The organism is Actinomadura sp. WMMB 499 (genome assembly GCF_008824145.1).
In the GTDB taxonomy this organism is placed as follows: Bacteria; Actinomycetota; Actinomycetes; order Streptosporangiales; family Streptosporangiaceae; genus Spirillospora.
Map to the genome: position 1 here is coordinate 7,523,297 of NZ_CP044407.1, position 15,047 is coordinate 7,538,343.

Consider the following 15,047-nt stretch of genomic DNA (forward strand, 5'->3'; position numbering starts at 1 on the left):
CGGCTTTCCGGGCCCTTTCTTGTCCGCAGGAGACCGCAGAAAGGAAGACATGGCGCTCACGTTCACGACCGACCTGGGAAAGCGCGCGGAACGCGGGGCTGAGCTGCTCGACAAGGCGCGGCCCGGCTGGGAGAAGGAGGTCAACCTCTACAGACTGGACATGATGCGTACGGACGACTGCGTCATCGGCCAGTTGTTCGGGGACTGGGGTAACGGGCTCTTGAAACTGGGCCTGAACGGGGACGGCTCCGCCGAGCACGGCTTCAACCTCGGTGACCTGGCGGGCGATTACACCTACACCGTGCTGACGGGGATTTGGCGCCACCTGGTCCGGTCCCGCCTCAACTGACCCTGTCGTCCACATGGGCCCCGGCTACGGCCGGGGCCTGTCTAGTCCACAGGGACTTTCTTCCATCCATCACGACCCTTGGAGGATCCATGTCCAACGCCACCCGTCTCCCCGCTCTCGTCCGGTCCGACAACTACGTGGTCCAGGAGTTTGAGCGCACCGGATCGGTGCTGCGTCCGATCACGCCGAAGCAGGCCCGTCGCATCAAGCAGAAGTCGAAGCACGCCTACGCCGTGGTGGACGGCTTCACGGTGGTGCGGGACGCCGAGAAGGCGCGGAACGAGTTGCACAGGCTGATCGTCAACTCCCTCCCCGCTGAGGAGCTGGAGGACGACGGCACCGACATCTTCGACACGGGAACCCCCGACATCCAGCCGGCCGCGGGAAGCAACGTGATCCCGCTGCGGGACGAGAACTCGGCCGTCCGGCCGTGCGGTGGCGTGGCGCACTGCGTCACGAAGACCGGCAACAAAGCATCCAAGGCGCACAAGGGCTGCCAGGAGTTCGAGGTGGCCGCCTGATGGATCACATCTCCGACCCGGAGGTCTGGGTGACCCTGCGAATCACCATGCACCGTGAGATCCGGGAACTGCGACGGCTCATCCGACTCGCCGAGAAGGACGGGGATGACCCCGTGTTCCTGAAGAATCAATTGGAACTGTCGCAGCGTGCGTACGAGTACGTCTGCGCCGCCTGACCTGACCAACCGATATAGGGCCGCCCCAACCGGGGCGGCCTTTTCTATCCCCACAAGGAGACAGTTCATGTACGACGACGACGTTTACACGCGCACCCGCACCTCCGGCTCGGAGGTCCAGGTGCTCACGGTCAACAGCGACAACCAGATCACGGCCACGCCGATCGAGCACCTTTCCTTCGAGGACCTGGAGGACCTGGGTGTCCTCTGAACTGTTCAACAAGCTGACGTGGGGCGAGCTGACCCTCCTGGAAGACATGGCGACGTCAGCGGAGGAGAAGTGTTACGACGTCTACGGGGTGGTGGACCCGTTCTACGAGGACATCGGTGAGTTCTGGGACGACGTCTACGACGCGTACCTGGCCAGAAAGTACGGGGAGTCCGTTCGTTCGCAACTGATGACCTGATCTGAGTGTGATCGGTTTGGTTGAGGCCCCGTGTAAACGGGGCCTTTTCCATGCCGGGGCAGTCCGAGCAAAGGGGAACCAGTGGACAAGAGCACCCCCACCGATCAATGGATCGTGAAGGACAGGAACGACAGAGAGTTGGCGGTGGTGTACGGCGAAACGTTCGGTGAGGCCGTGGACGCCGCGATCGAGGAGACGGGGTTCATGGGCGGCTTCTACGTTCGTCGGCTTCGGGTATCCGAGATCGAGGAGCGGCAGAAGTGAGATTCAAGTTCCAGCGGAGGGTTCTGCCACTGGACTGCGCTCAATGCCGGTATTTCAACAGTCTCGGCAACAGCGGGCACATCGTGTGCAAGCGGTGCTGGAAGTTCAGCAACCACAACATCACTTGGCTTGAAGCCAAGTACTGGAAGCGCTGGCACGTCTGCGATCGAAACGACCTGAAGGGGCCCATTGGGTAATTCCGACGAGAAAAAGGTGCAGAAGGCCATCAAGTCGGAAGCCATTAGGCGAGTCCCGAAGACGGACAAGAACGCCCTCAAGAAGATCCAGGATCGGACGAAAGGGAAATGATGGTTCTGAACAACGAGGACCGCGCCGACCGAGGTGCCGAATCCGTCTACCCGTACCTGCGTGACGTGGGGGGCGACCAGTTCATCGCGCTGTCCGATCTCCTTGCGGACCTTCAGCACTTCGCCGACCGCCGGGGCGTCAACTTCGAAGCTGCGTTGGAGCGCAGCCAGAACGTCTTCGGTGAGGAGAAGGCCGAAGAGGAGATGCCGTGCGGCGTGTGGTTCACGGTCGGGGAGGCGCGGACGACGCTCGCCAAGCTCCAGGTCGCGGGGAGGGCGAACTGATGGGTAACGCGATCGTCAAGAGCTTCTTCCCCGGCAGGTTCGAGCACTGCTACCGGGGCCACCCTCTCCCGGCCGGCGCGGGACCGGTGGGTTTCCGCGTGGGGCACGACCACCAGGACGAGGACGGGGAGGGCAGCGACGACAAGCCGCTCAAGACCTGCTCCGTCCATCTGGCTGATGCGGTTCGAAAGAAGGAGAAGGAGGGGCGGGAGCTGGAGGAGGGGGACGCGTTCGAGGATGCGTGGCTCTGAGTGACTATGACGACCTCAACCCCGGTGAGGTCGAGGACTACGAATGCTGCGGCAGTGACACCTGCCCCGGTACGTGCGACTACTGCGGATTCTCCCTGTGCCCAATGGCCGATCACGTCGTCTGCTGCGACTGCTGAGAGAGGAAAGCGAATGACCGACATCACGTTCAAGGACATCGAGAACGAGGTCCGGCGTCTCGTGAACGAGAACCCGGACTACAAGTATCCCGCCCCGTACGACGGCCTGTGCACCTACAACGCCGTCGAGTCCGAGGGAGAGGACGGGACGGAAGCGAAGCCCGCCTGCCTCTTCGGGCAGGCGTTCACCAACCTCGGCTCGCCCATCCCCGACAAGCACGAGGGCCAGTTCATCCAGACCGTCCTGGGGGTGCTGGGGATCAACTCGACGCGCGCCGAGCGGTGCTGGGCCGGAGCGGTGCAGGACAAGCAGGACAATTCGCGGCGGTGGCGTGAGGCCGTGGCGTTCGCGGATCGGATTTACCCGATCTCGTAGCGATCGGGCGCATTCAGTGGGGGGCGGCTTCGGCCGCCCCTTTGCTGTGTCCGCCCGGATTATAGAAGAAAGGATTTATCCACATGGGTGAGAAGCGAGTCCCGCCTCAGATCGATGAGGCCGCATTCGTCAACCCCTTCGGTTTCATGGCCGAGGAGCTGGCCCCCTACACCGAGGGCGCCAAGGTCGGCGTGATGGTGACGCTGATGTCCGCGTTCTCCGGTTATATCGGGCCCGAGGTGCGAGTTCAGACGGGCCGCGGAACGTCCCCGTTGTCCGCCTGGTTCGTTCTGGTCGGTGTCTCCGGCAGGGGCCGGAAGGGTGCCACGGCCCGGATTGCCATGCCTGTCATCAAGGGCGCCTTCAAGGCTTGGGGTGACGAGCACATCGTGCACGGTATCCCTGCGACGGGCCTCGGCATGATGACCGAGCTGTCCGAGCACAAGGACAACCCTGTCTTTGTCCTCGAAGAGGAGATGGACACCTTCATCAACAACGCCAAGCGCGATGTGAAGGTGGGCGTCTACCTGCGCAAGGGGTGGGATGGGGAGACCCTGGCCCACAAGACGGCCAAGGCCGACTTCAAGATTGAGAACCCGCACCTGGGCTTCGTGGGGCACGTCCAGCCGAAGAACTGGGGTGCGATCACGGGGAGCAAGGACGCGACTGGCGGCACCTTCAACAGGTTCCTCGCGGTCTTCGTCGAGCAGTCGGGGGTCGTGCCCGTCTTCGGTGGACCGGATCCGGGCCCTGTGATCGAGGTGGTGGCGAGGGAGCTGCTGGGCATCGGCCTGTGGGCCCGTGAGACGCGGCCAGTGGTGAAGGTGCCGGCTGACGTAGCGGAGGTGTTCGAGAAGGTTCACCGGCCGGTGTGCGAGGGCCTCACCGAGGACAACGAGGTCTTGAGCGAGATGGCGGAACGCGCCCTCGCGTATCTGATCCGGATCAGTGCTCTGTACGCGTTGGCGGACAAGCGCGACGAGGTCACGGTCGAGGATCTGGACAGTGCCCTGGCGCTGATCAAGTACTCAGTGGATTCGGTTCGGTTCGTTCTGCCGGAGACGGGTGGCGAGTCGCTGTCTCAGAAGATTCTGAAGGCCCTGGACGAGAACCGGGATCCGTCCACGCTGGAGCCCCTCCCGATGTCCATGACGGAGATCTGGGATGTGGTCGGTCGGAACATCAAGGTCAAGTACATCAGGGAGGCACTCAAGCAGCTCCCGCAGGTCGAGGCATTCCAGGGTCCGTCATCGGGTGGACGTCCACCGACGTTCCTGCGCCTGGTCGAGGACGATCTCGACATTGAGATCCGGAAGGCGGAGGAGATCGCGGCGGAAGACGACCTGGACCGGGAGATTGCCAAGGCTGCGGCCGAGAAGGAGGCGGCCGACGAAGACGGCCCGGAGGAGCTGGCGGCTTGATCGAGATGAAGTGTGAACACTGCGGGGCCGAGCTGGAGTGGAAGGGGCGAGGCAGGAAGCCGAAGCGGTGCAAGCCGTGCGGTCGAGAATCCAACCGGAAGAAGACGGCCAAAACCATTACGAGGGGTCGTCTCCACAAGAAAGGGGAGGCGACCACCCGATTCGGTGAGCTGTGGCTTCTCAAGGACGTCTTCGGCAACCCCTACGCCGTGCGACGTGAAGCCCGCTACGTGTGGGGCGCAACAGGTCCGAACGACGAGCAGGTCAACGGCCGATCAGGCGTGTTCCACAAGATCGGCTCGGAGGGTCTCCCGAATGAAGGGCACTCGGTTCCGACCACGAACGAGTACGCCGATCTCCGCTGGATAATCTCTGAGAATCATCGGCTGGCCCAGGAGTCGGCCGAGGCCGACGAATGGCTGAACGGCATCCCGTGCAACTGCAAGGCAGCACGGCTCTACGAAAACGTGTTCCTCGCGAAACACGAGAAGGGGTGCACGTACAAGCCGGGTCACACCTACTGGTGGAAGTTCGAGGCGCACGCCCACGGGCTGTTTACACGGGACGTCACCGAGTCCGCGGTAGTCCACGCCGAATCCCTCGAAGACGACCCGGACGAGACCAGCGTGAAAGACCGGTGCACCTGGTGCGGAGACCGCCGGCCGCTGGTTCTCGCACACGAGTTCTGTGGTGACGCGTGCATGACCGACTACGTGACGACCTTCGGGCCTGACGGCCTCGACCTGGAAGGGGGTTTCGATGCACACGACACGGGAGGGGTGGCTGAAGCATGGCGTCGAGCTGATGCGCCCGTGGTTCTCCGAGCTGCGGCATGAGATCCCCGACCTCTACATCTCGGTGAGCTTCCCCGTGTCTGGGGGGCGCTCGGGTAAGCGGATCGGAGAGTGCCATCACACCAGCGAGGACGGGAGCCCTCATGTCCTGGTGCACCCGTACCTGAACGACGCGACCAGGGTTCTGGACGTCGTCCTGCATGAGCTGGTGCACGCGACGCTCGGATACGGGGCTGGGCACGGTGCGCCGTTTCGGAGACTCGCTGAGGCCCTCGGCCTCACGGGGAAGATGACGGCCACGGTCGCTACTGACGAGCTGCGTGAGGTCCTGGCGGACATGGTTCGCCGGGGCCTCGGCCCGTACCCGCACTCGGCTTTGCAGCAGTACGTGCCGAAGCAGACGACGCGGCAGATCAAGGCGACCTGCCCCGAGCCGCATGGAGAAAAGAAGAATGGTGAGCCCGAGTACTACGTGACTCGGGTGAGCCGGAAGTGGATCGAGTACTGGACTGACCGCATCGGGTATCTGGCTTGCCCGTGTGGTGAGCCAATGATCGTTGAGGAGTAGTCGTGATCGATCTGGACGAGCACGCCAGACTGATCAACCTGCTCATGGATCTCAAGAGCAAGGCAGAAGAAGCCTTGGCGGACGCGCAGAAAGGCGAGTTCCTCGACGTCCGTTGGGCTGCAAGTGAGATAGCCGTGATGGCGGGAACCGCCGAGGAGAATGCAACGCTGCTAGCGGAACAGTGGTAGTCACCCTGTAGGGGTTTGATGGAGGGCGGCTTTCGGGCCGCCCTTTGTCATGCCCGTATAAGGACACAAGGAGGTAACTGATGGGACTGTTTCTCGTGGACCTGGACGGCACGCTCGCACTGCGAGACGACAACGACCCCAAGGTCCGTAAGTGGCACGACTGGGACCGGGTCGGGGAGGACCTTCCGAACCTGCCCGTCATCGAGGTCGTCCAGGCACTCGATGCTGCCGCGCACATGATCGTGTACCTCACCGGCCGCCCTTCGGTGTGCAGGCGCCAGACGAACATGTGGATCGACACCCACATGGGTCACATCGGGGAGCTGCTGCTAATGCGGGAGGAGGGCGACTATCGGCCGGACCATGTGGTCAAGCGGGAGCTGTACGAGCAGAAGATCCTTCCCGTGTACGGCAAGCCGACTGCCGTCCTGGACGACCGTAACTCGGTCGTGAAGATGTGGCGGGAGGAGTTGGGGCTGACCGTTCTCCAGGTTGCCGAGGGTGACTTCTGATGAAGATCCGCGTCGAATTCACCGTCGATGTGGACGACAGTTTCTTCCGGGCGGCTTGGGCTTTGGACCCGGAGGAGGTTCGGGAGAAGGCCGCGTGTGAGCTTGCGGCAGACCTGACCGAGACAGATTTCTTCGAGCAGTACGTGAACAGCGTCAAGTGGCATCGCCTCGGTAGTACCGAAATCCCCTACGTCATCGTGTACGCGGGGGAGAAGGGGCGATCCATCCGAGACCAGATGGACATCGACTCCTACGGCGCATTCTCCTAAAGAAAGAAGAAAGCCCATGATCCAGGTTCAGATCGAGATCTTCCACAACGTTGCGAAGGACGAGAACGGGCGGTCCCTAGGGTTCTTCGGCTACGAGCCCAATCACCCGGTGGTCAAGGTGTTCGAGTACCTGACCGAGCAGACCACCCTTCCACCCGAGGACGTTGCCGAGGAAGCCATGCACATCGGGAACGGTGTGGACAACCGCAGTGACTCCTACTACGCGCGGGAGCTGCGCTCCGTGAGCGTCGGGGACCTGATCCGCATCGACGGCCAGTGGTGGACCTGCGAACGCGTCGGCTGGCGCTTCGTCGGCGACATCCCCAAGGACATCACCGACGAGTTCGAGGGCGAGCACGGTACCCAGCCCTGGCGCGACTAGCGCACACATCTTTCTTCCACCCACGGGCCCCGGCATCCGCCGGGGCCCTTTCTCATGCCGAGACAAGGGAGCACACGTGGACGTGATGGAGCTGTGGAACCAGATCGAGCGCGAGACAGCCGGGATGTGGCGGCAGATGGAAATCGCCGAGGAAGAGATCCGAGCCGTCATGGAGGAGCACGGGGAGGAATCCCCGTGGGACGAGGACGGGAACGAGGTCCGATTGCGCGGGCCCATCTTCGACTCCTTCACGCTCATGCACACCGGGCACCGGTCCGAGCCGATGCCGGAGATGGTCTACCGGGCGCACTGCCGGGAGATCGCGGAACGCCGAGCGAAGGGTGAGGACACCCGGCCGGCGACCGCCGCCGAGATGCTGTACCCCCTGTCGGAGGCGAGCAAGGTGGCGCCGCTGGCGCCTTCGGTTGCGGGCCTCTACCTGAAGCTGGGCCTCCAGTGCTTCCCCGAGCTGATGACCGACGTGATGGACGACATCGGGCGGAGTGTCGGCGACTACGAGCGAATCCACGGTCAGGAGATGGCGGAGCACGAGGCGTACCTCCGGAAGAAGCTCACCCAGCCCTGGCGCACCAAGGACTGAACCCCTAACCGTTCACGGGCCCCGGCGGTTGCCGGGGCCCTTGCTGCTGTGCACAGGAAGGGAGTCACCAGTGACCGACGAGGAGATGCGCATCGTCATTCGTGACGCGCTGCTCATGCTCACGCCGCTGGCCATCCTGGAGATGAGGGTGGTGCCGTTCGAGACCCGAAAGGAGATCGCCTCCGAGGCGGCGGACATCATCGCGTCCAAGGCCGACCAGCTTATGTATACGCCCGGTAAGAACCCCGGCGTGCTCGGACACCTGGCCCGCGGCTTCGCCGCCCTGGCCTATCAGGAGGGCGGAGTAACGGCGCTCGGGCTGCACGCATGCGCCGAGCCGCACATCGAATGCCCCGGCTCGGGACACCACCCCGTCTTCGGCCTCGTCTGCGAGGTGGACACCTGATGCCACATGGAGGCAACGCGATCTGGGGCGGGAGCCGAGTCCGGCTCACCCAGATGCACAGCAACATCCGCCCCGGTGCCGAGGGTGTGAACCTCGGCAAGCGCCAGGACGGTGAGATCCTCGTCCGCCTGGACGACGGGCGGGAGGCCCGCCTCCCGCTGAACCTGCTGGAGCGCATCGATACGGAGGAGTACGTGCCCGACGCGATCACCTGGAAGGCGCACCCCAAGGGCCGGGTGTGGCACCCCCACATGGCCGACACGGTCAAGCAGCAGGAGTACCGGGGTGAGTACTGCTACCAGCTCCGAGGCTTCTCGGGGAAGTGGTACGTCGCCCGCGTTCACGACTACAACCAGACCGTCGAACGCACCAAGTTCTACCCCAACCAGCGCCTCGCCCAGCAGGCGTTCGACCACATCGTCAACGGCGAGTAGGCCCTGGCCGATGAGATCTACGCGCGACTGACCGCTTAGACGACGAAAGACCCCTCCCCGGCATGGGGAGGGGCAATACACTGGCCCCGAGAGGGGGAGAAGAGTGAACGAGTCTAATTTCGAGGAGATGGACACCGCCTACCTTCTGGGCCTGGTGGAAGGGGCCAACAAGGTACTCGGTGATGATCCGATCACCGATGACGTTGTTCGGGATGGTTCCTTCACCCGAAGGGAGCTGGCCATCATCCGGTATCTGGCTCTGAAGGAGCTGGAAGACAGGGTGAAGCAGGAGTAAAACCCGAAACGACAAAAAGGCCCCCACCCGTGAGGGTGGGGGCCTTGGTTCTCACCGGCGCGGCCTGAAATGGGAAATCAGGGCACCAACGGCGGCGGTGCGGACCAGCTCGACAATGCCGGGTAGATCCACATCACCAGCCGCTAGCGCGTCCCACAGGACAGGGCTGACCTCCAGGGCGACCGCAACGGCAACACCGTGAGCAACCGAGATCAGGAAGTGCTTACCCTTCGACAGGGTCTCAGGGGTTAGCTTCCCATCATCGCTGAAGTCCTCCCAAAAGTCCTGGAAGACCTGATCAGCTCGAACATCCTCAACTGCCTTAGTTGGCAGGGTAGGGAAGTCCTCGGTAGTCACGTCGGGCCTGCTGTGCTTGCCCATGTGGGCACTCCTTACGTTACAGGCGCCTCCCAGGACGCCTTCCAAGTCTTCGGGCCGACAACGCCGTCAACACCAAGGCCCTTCTCGGCCTGGAACTGTCGGCAGATACGCTCCGAGTCGGGGCCGTACCAGCCGTCGACGGAAATGGACCAGCCGCGGGCCCGCATGCGGGACTGCCAGCGCCGCACATCCGAGCCCTCCATGAGCGGAGGCTGAGTGATGTACCTGCCGGGCCACTTCGGGGCCTCAACGCCTGGGTAGGTGGGTACGCTCGGTGCGGGCTGCCCGTCATAGGCGGGCCGGCCGAACCCGGCAATCTCAACGTAGGAACGAGTCCGGCGAAGGCACTGGTTTTCCGTGTTGCCCTCGATCGTCCTCAGTCGACCGTTGCCAAGGTTGTCAGTGACAACGCCAACATGGTCAATGTGGTCAATGCTGTCGGTCTTGCCCCAGTCGAAGAAGACAATGTCCCCAGGCTTCGCCTTCAGGACATTCGCGTACGTACCCTTGAACCAGCGTCCGTGCTGCTCGAAACGGCGTGCCGCAGTCACCGTGTAGGCGTCGTTGACGCCAAACATGACGGCCTTGTGGTTGCCGGTATCGTGAGCCCACTCGTTGATAGCGGCCTGACACCAGGCGTAGTTGTAGTACGCCCAGCCGACACGCTTCGAATAGCTCCGCTGAAGATAGTTCGGCTCGCCGAGATTGATGTCCTTCTCAGCGCGGTCAATGAGACCGTTTGCGGTACCCATGTGCCTCCTTACTTGATGACCATTGGCGCGAGAATGCCGATGATGGCAATCGGCGCTGCGATGAGAGCTGAGGTGACCGAAGGGGAGAGACGGTCCTTCTTAGTTGTCTCCAGGGTTCGGATGCGCTTCTCGTGATCACGCTCTACAACCTTCGAGTCGTCAATCCGCGTGTTCATCTGATTGATGTCGCCACGGATCTCGATCATTCGCGCATTGGTCTGATCGATTGACTGGCGCAGCAGGTTGTAGATCTCATTGGTTGGAATGAAGACCCCGCCCTCAGTGGCGGGACGCTCGTCAGTCATGTCTGTCCTTTGCAGGGCATGAAAAGGCCGCCCTCCCAAAGAAGGGCGGCCATAACTGCTTCTACTTACGCGGCTGCCAGGGCGATGGAGAATCCACCCGCGTTCGCGGCCTCGACGTCCGCCGTTGCGGTAGCGAGGGGGACCACCCCTGCCGAGGTGATCTCCTGGTCCGTGGCGAGCACGGCGCAGCTACCCGCACCGGTGCCGTACTGGACACCTCGCGTAGTGGCCCCCGCATCGTTTGCGTTGAGGTCCGTAGTGCCCGCGGACTTGTCCCAGTAGAAGCGAACCAGTCGGGCCGGAACCTGCTGCACGTCCAGAGCCGGGGCCTCGTGTGCCCCGTCGCTACCCGCATCCGGGAGACCGTCCGATGCCGCAACTATCGACGCCTGGTAGCCGACGCACACAGCCGTGATCTTCTGCTGGGTTGGCAGAGAGAAACTCGACGTGTTCACGTCAGCCGCGTTCACCGTGTAAACGGCTGCACGCCCGGACGTCTCAACAACCTCCCGAACGAGCGTCCACTCTGCCGGGACGGACGTGAGCGCGTCAGCGCTGTTCCAGGCGATGCACGCGAGGTAGGTCTCACCGCCCGGCAGGGGAACATCGATGCTCGTCCAGTTGACCTCCGTCGACTGAACTCCCATGAAGGCCGGGGCCGCGTTCGGGTCGTCCGGCACGGTTGCCTCGCCGTTCAGGGCAGACCAGCCGCCGTTAGCTCGGATCTTCAGCACCGGGGGAGTGGACGCAAGATCCACCCACAGGTCCCCGTCGACAGGGTTGGTCGGCTCCGGGCCGGCACTGACCTTCGCGTTGCCGATGTTCGGTCCGTATAGTTCCCCGTCCGCCTTCACACCGGACAGCACGTTGTTGTCGATATCTGTGAACTGGGCGAGGTCACCAACCTGCCCAGGGTTCGCCTTGATGCGGAGGCCAACACGATCCACGCTCGACGGGATCACCCGCGGCTCGCCGTACTCGTTAAACCACGTGACGCGCTGCCAGCTCGGGGTCGCATCGGTACCCGTGTTGACGTAGAACCCCATTGTGTCGACCGCTTCAGCACGATCACCCGCCGGGATATGAACCCTTAGAGCCTGTGTCGAGATGTTCCCATTTGGAAGCTGAATGGTGCTTCCGCCAGACGTGAGAACGACGTCCGTTGGGTCGATAAGTCCACCACCAGATGGCGCCTCACCCGGCGCAACGGTCGTGTACTCGGGCTCAATCAACAGCATCCGCTGGAAAATCGTTGCCGTGGACGACCCATTGCTTGTCGTGTAAACGGTCTTCACCGTGTACTGGTTGCCGGGGGTCAGCCCAGAAACGCGCTTACGAAGCGAACCCCCGTGGAACTGGTCGCCCTGCTGAGTGACGGAAACATTCTTGTCTGCAGCAAGGAACAGGGACCCGTTCTCGCCACCATTGCGAACCTCGAATGCGAAGTAAGCTGTACTAGGCTGCTCGCATTCGAGCTGTGCGTAGATCGTCACAAAGACGGCACCGGACGGCGGTGCCGTGAAAGTACCCACAACCTGATGAGGATTGCCAGCGACCCATCCCGTAGACCGGGTGGTCTTGTCGACTGTGGACCAAACCTCAACCGTGTCCATCCGCTCCTCAGCGAGTGGATACCACGGAGCCCAGTACGGGTTACCGTTCCCGTCGAGCTTGCCGATATAGATGGCCTCATTGCCGTCTGCGGAAGGGTTGTAGATCAACCCACCCGGTGTGGCTGGCGGGATCGCATCCGGCAGGTAGGGGCGGATGCGGGCGCCAATGAACCAGCGTGCATCGATCTCCCAACCCCAGTAGTCCGCGGTGACCTCCGTCGAGGGCGGCTGACCCCACAGACCCAGCGGCGCCTGGCCCTCGCCGACAGCCCACACACCGGCGTTCGTCAGCAGGACCGGCTCAATCACCTTCGAGTCAGTATTGAGCTGGAGGACAACAATGTCCCAGCGAAACTCGGTGGTGCTGTTGGCAACAGTCTGAATGACCTTCGGAGCAGTCAGCCGGTAGTGGAAGCCGCCGAGCTGGGCGTCACCCGGATTGATCTGAATCGTGCCCGGCTCCGGGCCCGGCTCAATTGTCAGACTGTTCGATCCGGGATGCCCGTATACTCCGTCATCCTGGTAGCCCTGAGCCATCACAGCCCAGTCTTCCTCTGTGACGAACTCGCCAGGGCCCGACGAGAAAGGGTAGAACCTTTCAGTTACGCTCGGGTCCGCCATCTCGGTCTCCCTATCTTTAGGTTCGGTTGTTGGTGGCCTCGACCTGCCTCTGGAGCTGTCGAAGCTTGCGGTACACGTACGGAGTGCTCGACGTCTCATCCGAGCCGATAGTTGGTTCGATGATCCACATCTCGTCCGCCTTGCAGGCGATACGTACCTCACGGACCTGCTGACGAATTACGCCGTCCGCATCCGTCATCGATTCGGGAATGTTGCTGGTATCCAGCAGCATTCGGACGGTGTCACCGATCTGGTAATCGCGCCCATACCTGCACGTGTCGGTGTCTACAGCCTCGAAGGTGACTAGACCCTTCTGGCTGTTCTCCACAAACGCAGCGATGCGCTGACGGTCGAAACGCCTGCGCTCATCCGAATCCACGGGCGGGTCAAGAGCCGCGCCAGGGTCGGCAGGGTCGGACTGGTAACCCCAGTCCGACTCACGGACGTCGAGGTAGGACTCTGCGGTCGTGTTCCACTCGACCTCCAGGCCCTTGCGACCCCAGTACGGGTCCGACCATTGAGCCGGCGTGGAGCCGGGGGTTGAAAAGTCGACCCAGCCGGGAGGGTTCCACAGGTTCGAACGCCAGTACTCGTAGTACCGGCGGCCGTCGTCGGCCTCCGGCGCCTCACCCGCCATGAAGAGGCGTGTAAACGCGGGCGCCTCTACCGTCACCTCGAAGCCGGCAAGGTTCCCCGCCAGCTCATCGAAGACGATGTCGTCGGACAGGTCGCGAGACGGCTCAATGCGCGGCTCGACCAGCCCCGTGTGCGCGTTGTAGAGGAAGCGAACCGACAGACCGACCAGCCGGGCCAGGTCCCAGACCGCGTCCTCGATAGAGGAGAGCTTGATCGGGTAGCGCTTCCACTCCTCGTCTGCCGGCATGGCCCTCAGTACTGCGGGGCACGTCGTCGGCATGTCCAGATAGCGAATGCGCCTGGAGGTGTCCCCTACGGAAGAAAGAACCGGGATCGTCAGGTTCGCGACCAGCAGACCCCAGATGAACTCGCCCGAGTTGCGGGGCGTCCGGTAGCCCACCCCGTCATGGACAGTCGGCACCCACTTACGGGATACCTCGTCCTCGCGGGCATAGACCGTGGTCGGGTCGATGCGCCCCAGGCGCTCGCGGACGACCGTGTTGTCACAGACACCCGAGACAGTGAGGAGGCCGCGGCCTCCGGTCTCCCGGTTCTTCGTCAGCTTGATCGACCGGATCGGGCCGCCGAAGGCGACCTGGTCTGGCGAGGAGTCGAGGAACAGGGCGATTCCTCGGCCAGGCTTGATCAGGTGCGCCTGGGGGCTGCTCGCGGGGAGAGTCAGCGTCCAGGAACCCACGTCCAGGTGCCGGCCGATGCTCTCGAAGGAGATGAAGCGGTCAACCTCACCAATCAGCAGCATTGGGGCGGGTGAAGTAGTGTCCGGTGCGACAGGCTTGTCCCGGACATGTAGCCGAAACTTGGATGCCATGTCACATTCCCAGGTACTTGGGGCGGAAAGAGATGGAGACAGACGTCGGCTCGTCGCCCGTAAGGCCGACGATCGACACCGCGTTGTTGCCGGGATCGAGCTCCCAGAAGTGCGGGTTCACTGCGAGGGACGACCAAACGGCCTGCGCGCCGGCTGAGGTGGAGAGGCTGACCCGGCCGGGCTCCGTAACGAGCGTCGCCGTCTCGCCCTCAGCGAGAGACAGCGTGTTGATCGCTAGAACCTCTTCGTCCGAGTAGGCCGTAGCGGCACGGACCAGATTGAACGGGCCCTCGATTGGGCCGACGATCGTCCACGTGGGGTACGCCGACTCGTCACCGGGGTTAGTGACCGTGATGTTGGTCGTGAAGACGGGGGAAGCAGTCAGCTTGAAGCCCCCGGAGACACCGTCCGGGCTGACGAACGGCTCATCCTCAGGGGGAAAGAACTTTCTTACCTCGCCGTAGGTGGCGAACGAGACCCTGACGTCGGAGACGGCCCGGAAGTACGGGTCCGTAGCCTGGAGCACCAGGCCGTAGCGGAAGTAGTTCCTTCCATTCTCCTCGCCTTCAGTGCCCTCCATACCGTTGTCGTAGTAGCACTCGATCTCACGCTGATCCTCGAAGGCGCCGTCCGAGTTGGACTCGGCAACGACCAGCTTGGCCATACGGCTGAACATGCGCGTCGGTGCCAGCGCCCGGCGAAGCCGCCTCTTCAGCTCAACAGCCTCGGCTCGGGTGTCCCCCCAGATGGTCAGCGGAAGAAAGATCTCCCGGCCGGCCCCCCGCACGGAACGGGGGACCGAGCCAGCGACGTTAGGGAACTCATCGGCCTGGACGTCATAGGTGGGCATGTCCAGACCCTTGGCTCCCTCGTTGAGCCAAATGTTTCCCGACGACCCACGGGCCTGTAGGGCGAACTGAGACCCGTCCACCCCATTCAGGGTGACCATGGGCAGATAATCCACGG

General features: G+C 63.1%; 26 protein-coding genes. 20 read left to right on the top strand and 6 right to left on the bottom strand.

The window, feature by feature from the left end; genetic code table 11:
* Positions 1-49 precede the first annotated feature (49 nt).
* The 20 genes from F7P10_RS33960 to F7P10_RS42865 all read left to right on the top strand — a co-directional run bounded on the left by F7P10_RS33960 (position 50) and on the right by F7P10_RS42865 (position 8,944).
* A complete protein-coding gene (locus F7P10_RS33960; protein ID WP_151015804.1) occupies positions 50-349 on the top strand; it encodes a hypothetical protein in 300 nt (99 codons plus the stop codon).
* 89 nt (positions 350-438) lie between these two features.
* Complete coding sequence (locus tag F7P10_RS33965) at positions 439-870, top strand: hypothetical protein (protein ID WP_151015806.1); 432 nt, start codon at positions 439-441, stop codon at positions 868-870.
* Positions 870-1,046, top strand: coding sequence for a hypothetical protein (locus F7P10_RS42855; RefSeq protein WP_176611763.1), 177 nt, complete (start codon positions 870-872; stop codon positions 1,044-1,046). The genes F7P10_RS33965 and F7P10_RS42855 overlap by 1 nt, the downstream gene beginning before the upstream one ends.
* 67 nt (positions 1,047-1,113) lie before the next feature.
* A complete protein-coding gene (locus F7P10_RS42860; protein WP_176611764.1) occupies positions 1,114-1,257 on the top strand; it encodes a hypothetical protein in 144 nt (47 codons plus the stop codon).
* Positions 1,247-1,453: a hypothetical protein gene (locus F7P10_RS33970; RefSeq protein WP_151015808.1), complete on the top strand. Its 207-nt coding sequence runs from the start codon at positions 1,247-1,249 to the stop codon at positions 1,451-1,453. The genes F7P10_RS42860 and F7P10_RS33970 overlap by 11 nt, the downstream gene beginning before the upstream one ends.
* 81 nt (positions 1,454-1,534) lie before the next feature.
* Positions 1,535-1,717, top strand: a complete 183-nt coding sequence (locus F7P10_RS33975; RefSeq protein WP_151015810.1) for a hypothetical protein — start codon at positions 1,535-1,537, stop codon at positions 1,715-1,717.
* Positions 1,718-2,022: 305 nt separating this feature from the next.
* A complete protein-coding gene (locus F7P10_RS33980) occupies positions 2,023-2,310 on the top strand; it encodes a hypothetical protein (protein ID WP_151015812.1) in 288 nt (95 codons plus the stop codon).
* Positions 2,310-2,561, top strand: coding sequence for a hypothetical protein (locus tag F7P10_RS33985; RefSeq protein ID WP_151015814.1), 252 nt, complete (start codon positions 2,310-2,312; stop codon positions 2,559-2,561). The genes F7P10_RS33980 and F7P10_RS33985 overlap by 1 nt, the downstream gene beginning before the upstream one ends.
* 150 nt (positions 2,562-2,711) lie before the next feature.
* Positions 2,712-3,074, top strand: coding sequence for a hypothetical protein (locus F7P10_RS33990; protein ID WP_151015816.1), 363 nt, complete (start codon positions 2,712-2,714; stop codon positions 3,072-3,074).
* 83 nt (positions 3,075-3,157) lie between these two features.
* Positions 3,158-4,495, top strand: coding sequence for a DUF3987 domain-containing protein (locus F7P10_RS33995; protein ID WP_151015818.1), 1,338 nt, complete (start codon positions 3,158-3,160; stop codon positions 4,493-4,495).
* Positions 4,492-5,331, top strand: coding sequence for a hypothetical protein (locus tag F7P10_RS34000; protein ID WP_151015820.1), 840 nt, complete (start codon positions 4,492-4,494; stop codon positions 5,329-5,331). Before F7P10_RS33995 ends, F7P10_RS34000 begins: the two co-directional genes overlap by 4 nt.
* Positions 5,300-5,857, top strand: a complete 558-nt coding sequence (locus F7P10_RS34005) for a SprT-like domain-containing protein (protein ID WP_176611765.1) — start codon at positions 5,300-5,302, stop codon at positions 5,855-5,857. Before F7P10_RS34000 ends, F7P10_RS34005 begins: the two co-directional genes overlap by 32 nt.
* A gap of 2 nt (positions 5,858-5,859) precedes the next feature.
* Positions 5,860-6,045 carry a hypothetical protein gene (locus F7P10_RS34010; RefSeq protein WP_151015823.1) on the top strand — a complete coding sequence of 62 codons (186 nt, stop codon included), beginning with the start codon at positions 5,860-5,862 and terminating at the stop codon, positions 6,043-6,045.
* Between the two features lie 80 nt (positions 6,046-6,125).
* Positions 6,126-6,557 (top strand): hypothetical protein, encoded by a 432-nt coding sequence (locus tag F7P10_RS34015; RefSeq protein WP_151015825.1) that lies wholly within the window; start codon positions 6,126-6,128, stop codon positions 6,555-6,557.
* Positions 6,557-6,826: a hypothetical protein gene (locus F7P10_RS34020; RefSeq protein ID WP_151015827.1), complete on the top strand. Its 270-nt coding sequence runs from the start codon at positions 6,557-6,559 to the stop codon at positions 6,824-6,826. Before F7P10_RS34015 ends, F7P10_RS34020 begins: the two co-directional genes overlap by 1 nt.
* A gap of 16 nt (positions 6,827-6,842) precedes the next feature.
* Positions 6,843-7,208, top strand: coding sequence for a hypothetical protein (locus tag F7P10_RS34025; RefSeq protein ID WP_151015829.1), 366 nt, complete (start codon positions 6,843-6,845; stop codon positions 7,206-7,208).
* 76 nt (positions 7,209-7,284) lie between these two features.
* Entirely contained in the window at positions 7,285-7,809 is a 525-nt protein-coding gene (locus F7P10_RS34030; protein WP_151015831.1) for a hypothetical protein, read from the top strand.
* Between the two features lie 70 nt (positions 7,810-7,879).
* The gene (locus F7P10_RS34035; protein WP_151015833.1) at positions 7,880-8,215 is read left to right on the top strand and encodes a hypothetical protein; all 336 of its coding nucleotides are present in this window, start codon (positions 7,880-7,882) and stop codon (positions 8,213-8,215) included.
* Complete coding sequence (locus F7P10_RS34040) at positions 8,215-8,649, top strand: hypothetical protein (protein ID WP_151015835.1); 435 nt, start codon at positions 8,215-8,217, stop codon at positions 8,647-8,649. The genes F7P10_RS34035 and F7P10_RS34040 overlap by 1 nt, the downstream gene beginning before the upstream one ends.
* A gap of 127 nt (positions 8,650-8,776) precedes the next feature.
* Positions 8,777-8,944, top strand: a complete 168-nt coding sequence (locus tag F7P10_RS42865; protein ID WP_176611766.1) for a hypothetical protein — start codon at positions 8,777-8,779, stop codon at positions 8,942-8,944.
* A 51-nt stretch (positions 8,945-8,995) separates the two neighbouring features.
* Here F7P10_RS42865 and F7P10_RS34045 read toward each other — a convergent pair whose 3' ends face one another.
* The 6 genes from F7P10_RS34045 to F7P10_RS34070 form a co-directional block, all read right to left on the bottom strand.
* Positions 8,996-9,325, bottom strand: coding sequence for a hypothetical protein (locus F7P10_RS34045; RefSeq protein WP_151015837.1), 330 nt, complete (start codon positions 9,323-9,325; stop codon positions 8,996-8,998).
* A gap of 11 nt (positions 9,326-9,336) precedes the next feature.
* Complete coding sequence (locus tag F7P10_RS34050) at positions 9,337-10,077, bottom strand: peptidoglycan-binding protein (protein ID WP_151015839.1); 741 nt, start codon at positions 10,075-10,077, stop codon at positions 9,337-9,339.
* 8 nt (positions 10,078-10,085) lie between these two features.
* On the bottom strand, positions 10,086-10,382 hold the full coding sequence (locus tag F7P10_RS34055) for a hypothetical protein (protein ID WP_151015841.1): 297 nt from the start codon (positions 10,380-10,382) through the stop codon (positions 10,086-10,088).
* Between the two features lie 65 nt (positions 10,383-10,447).
* Complete coding sequence (locus F7P10_RS34060; RefSeq protein WP_151015843.1) at positions 10,448-12,616, bottom strand: hypothetical protein; 2,169 nt, start codon at positions 12,614-12,616, stop codon at positions 10,448-10,450.
* A 16-nt stretch (positions 12,617-12,632) separates the two neighbouring features.
* Positions 12,633-14,012, bottom strand: coding sequence for a hypothetical protein (locus F7P10_RS34065; protein ID WP_176611767.1), 1,380 nt, complete (start codon positions 14,010-14,012; stop codon positions 12,633-12,635).
* A gap of 70 nt (positions 14,013-14,082) precedes the next feature.
* The gene (locus tag F7P10_RS34070) at positions 14,083-15,045 is read right to left on the bottom strand and encodes a phage tail domain-containing protein (protein WP_151015847.1); all 963 of its coding nucleotides are present in this window, start codon (positions 15,043-15,045) and stop codon (positions 14,083-14,085) included.
* Between the last annotated feature and the right edge of the window lie 2 nt (positions 15,046-15,047).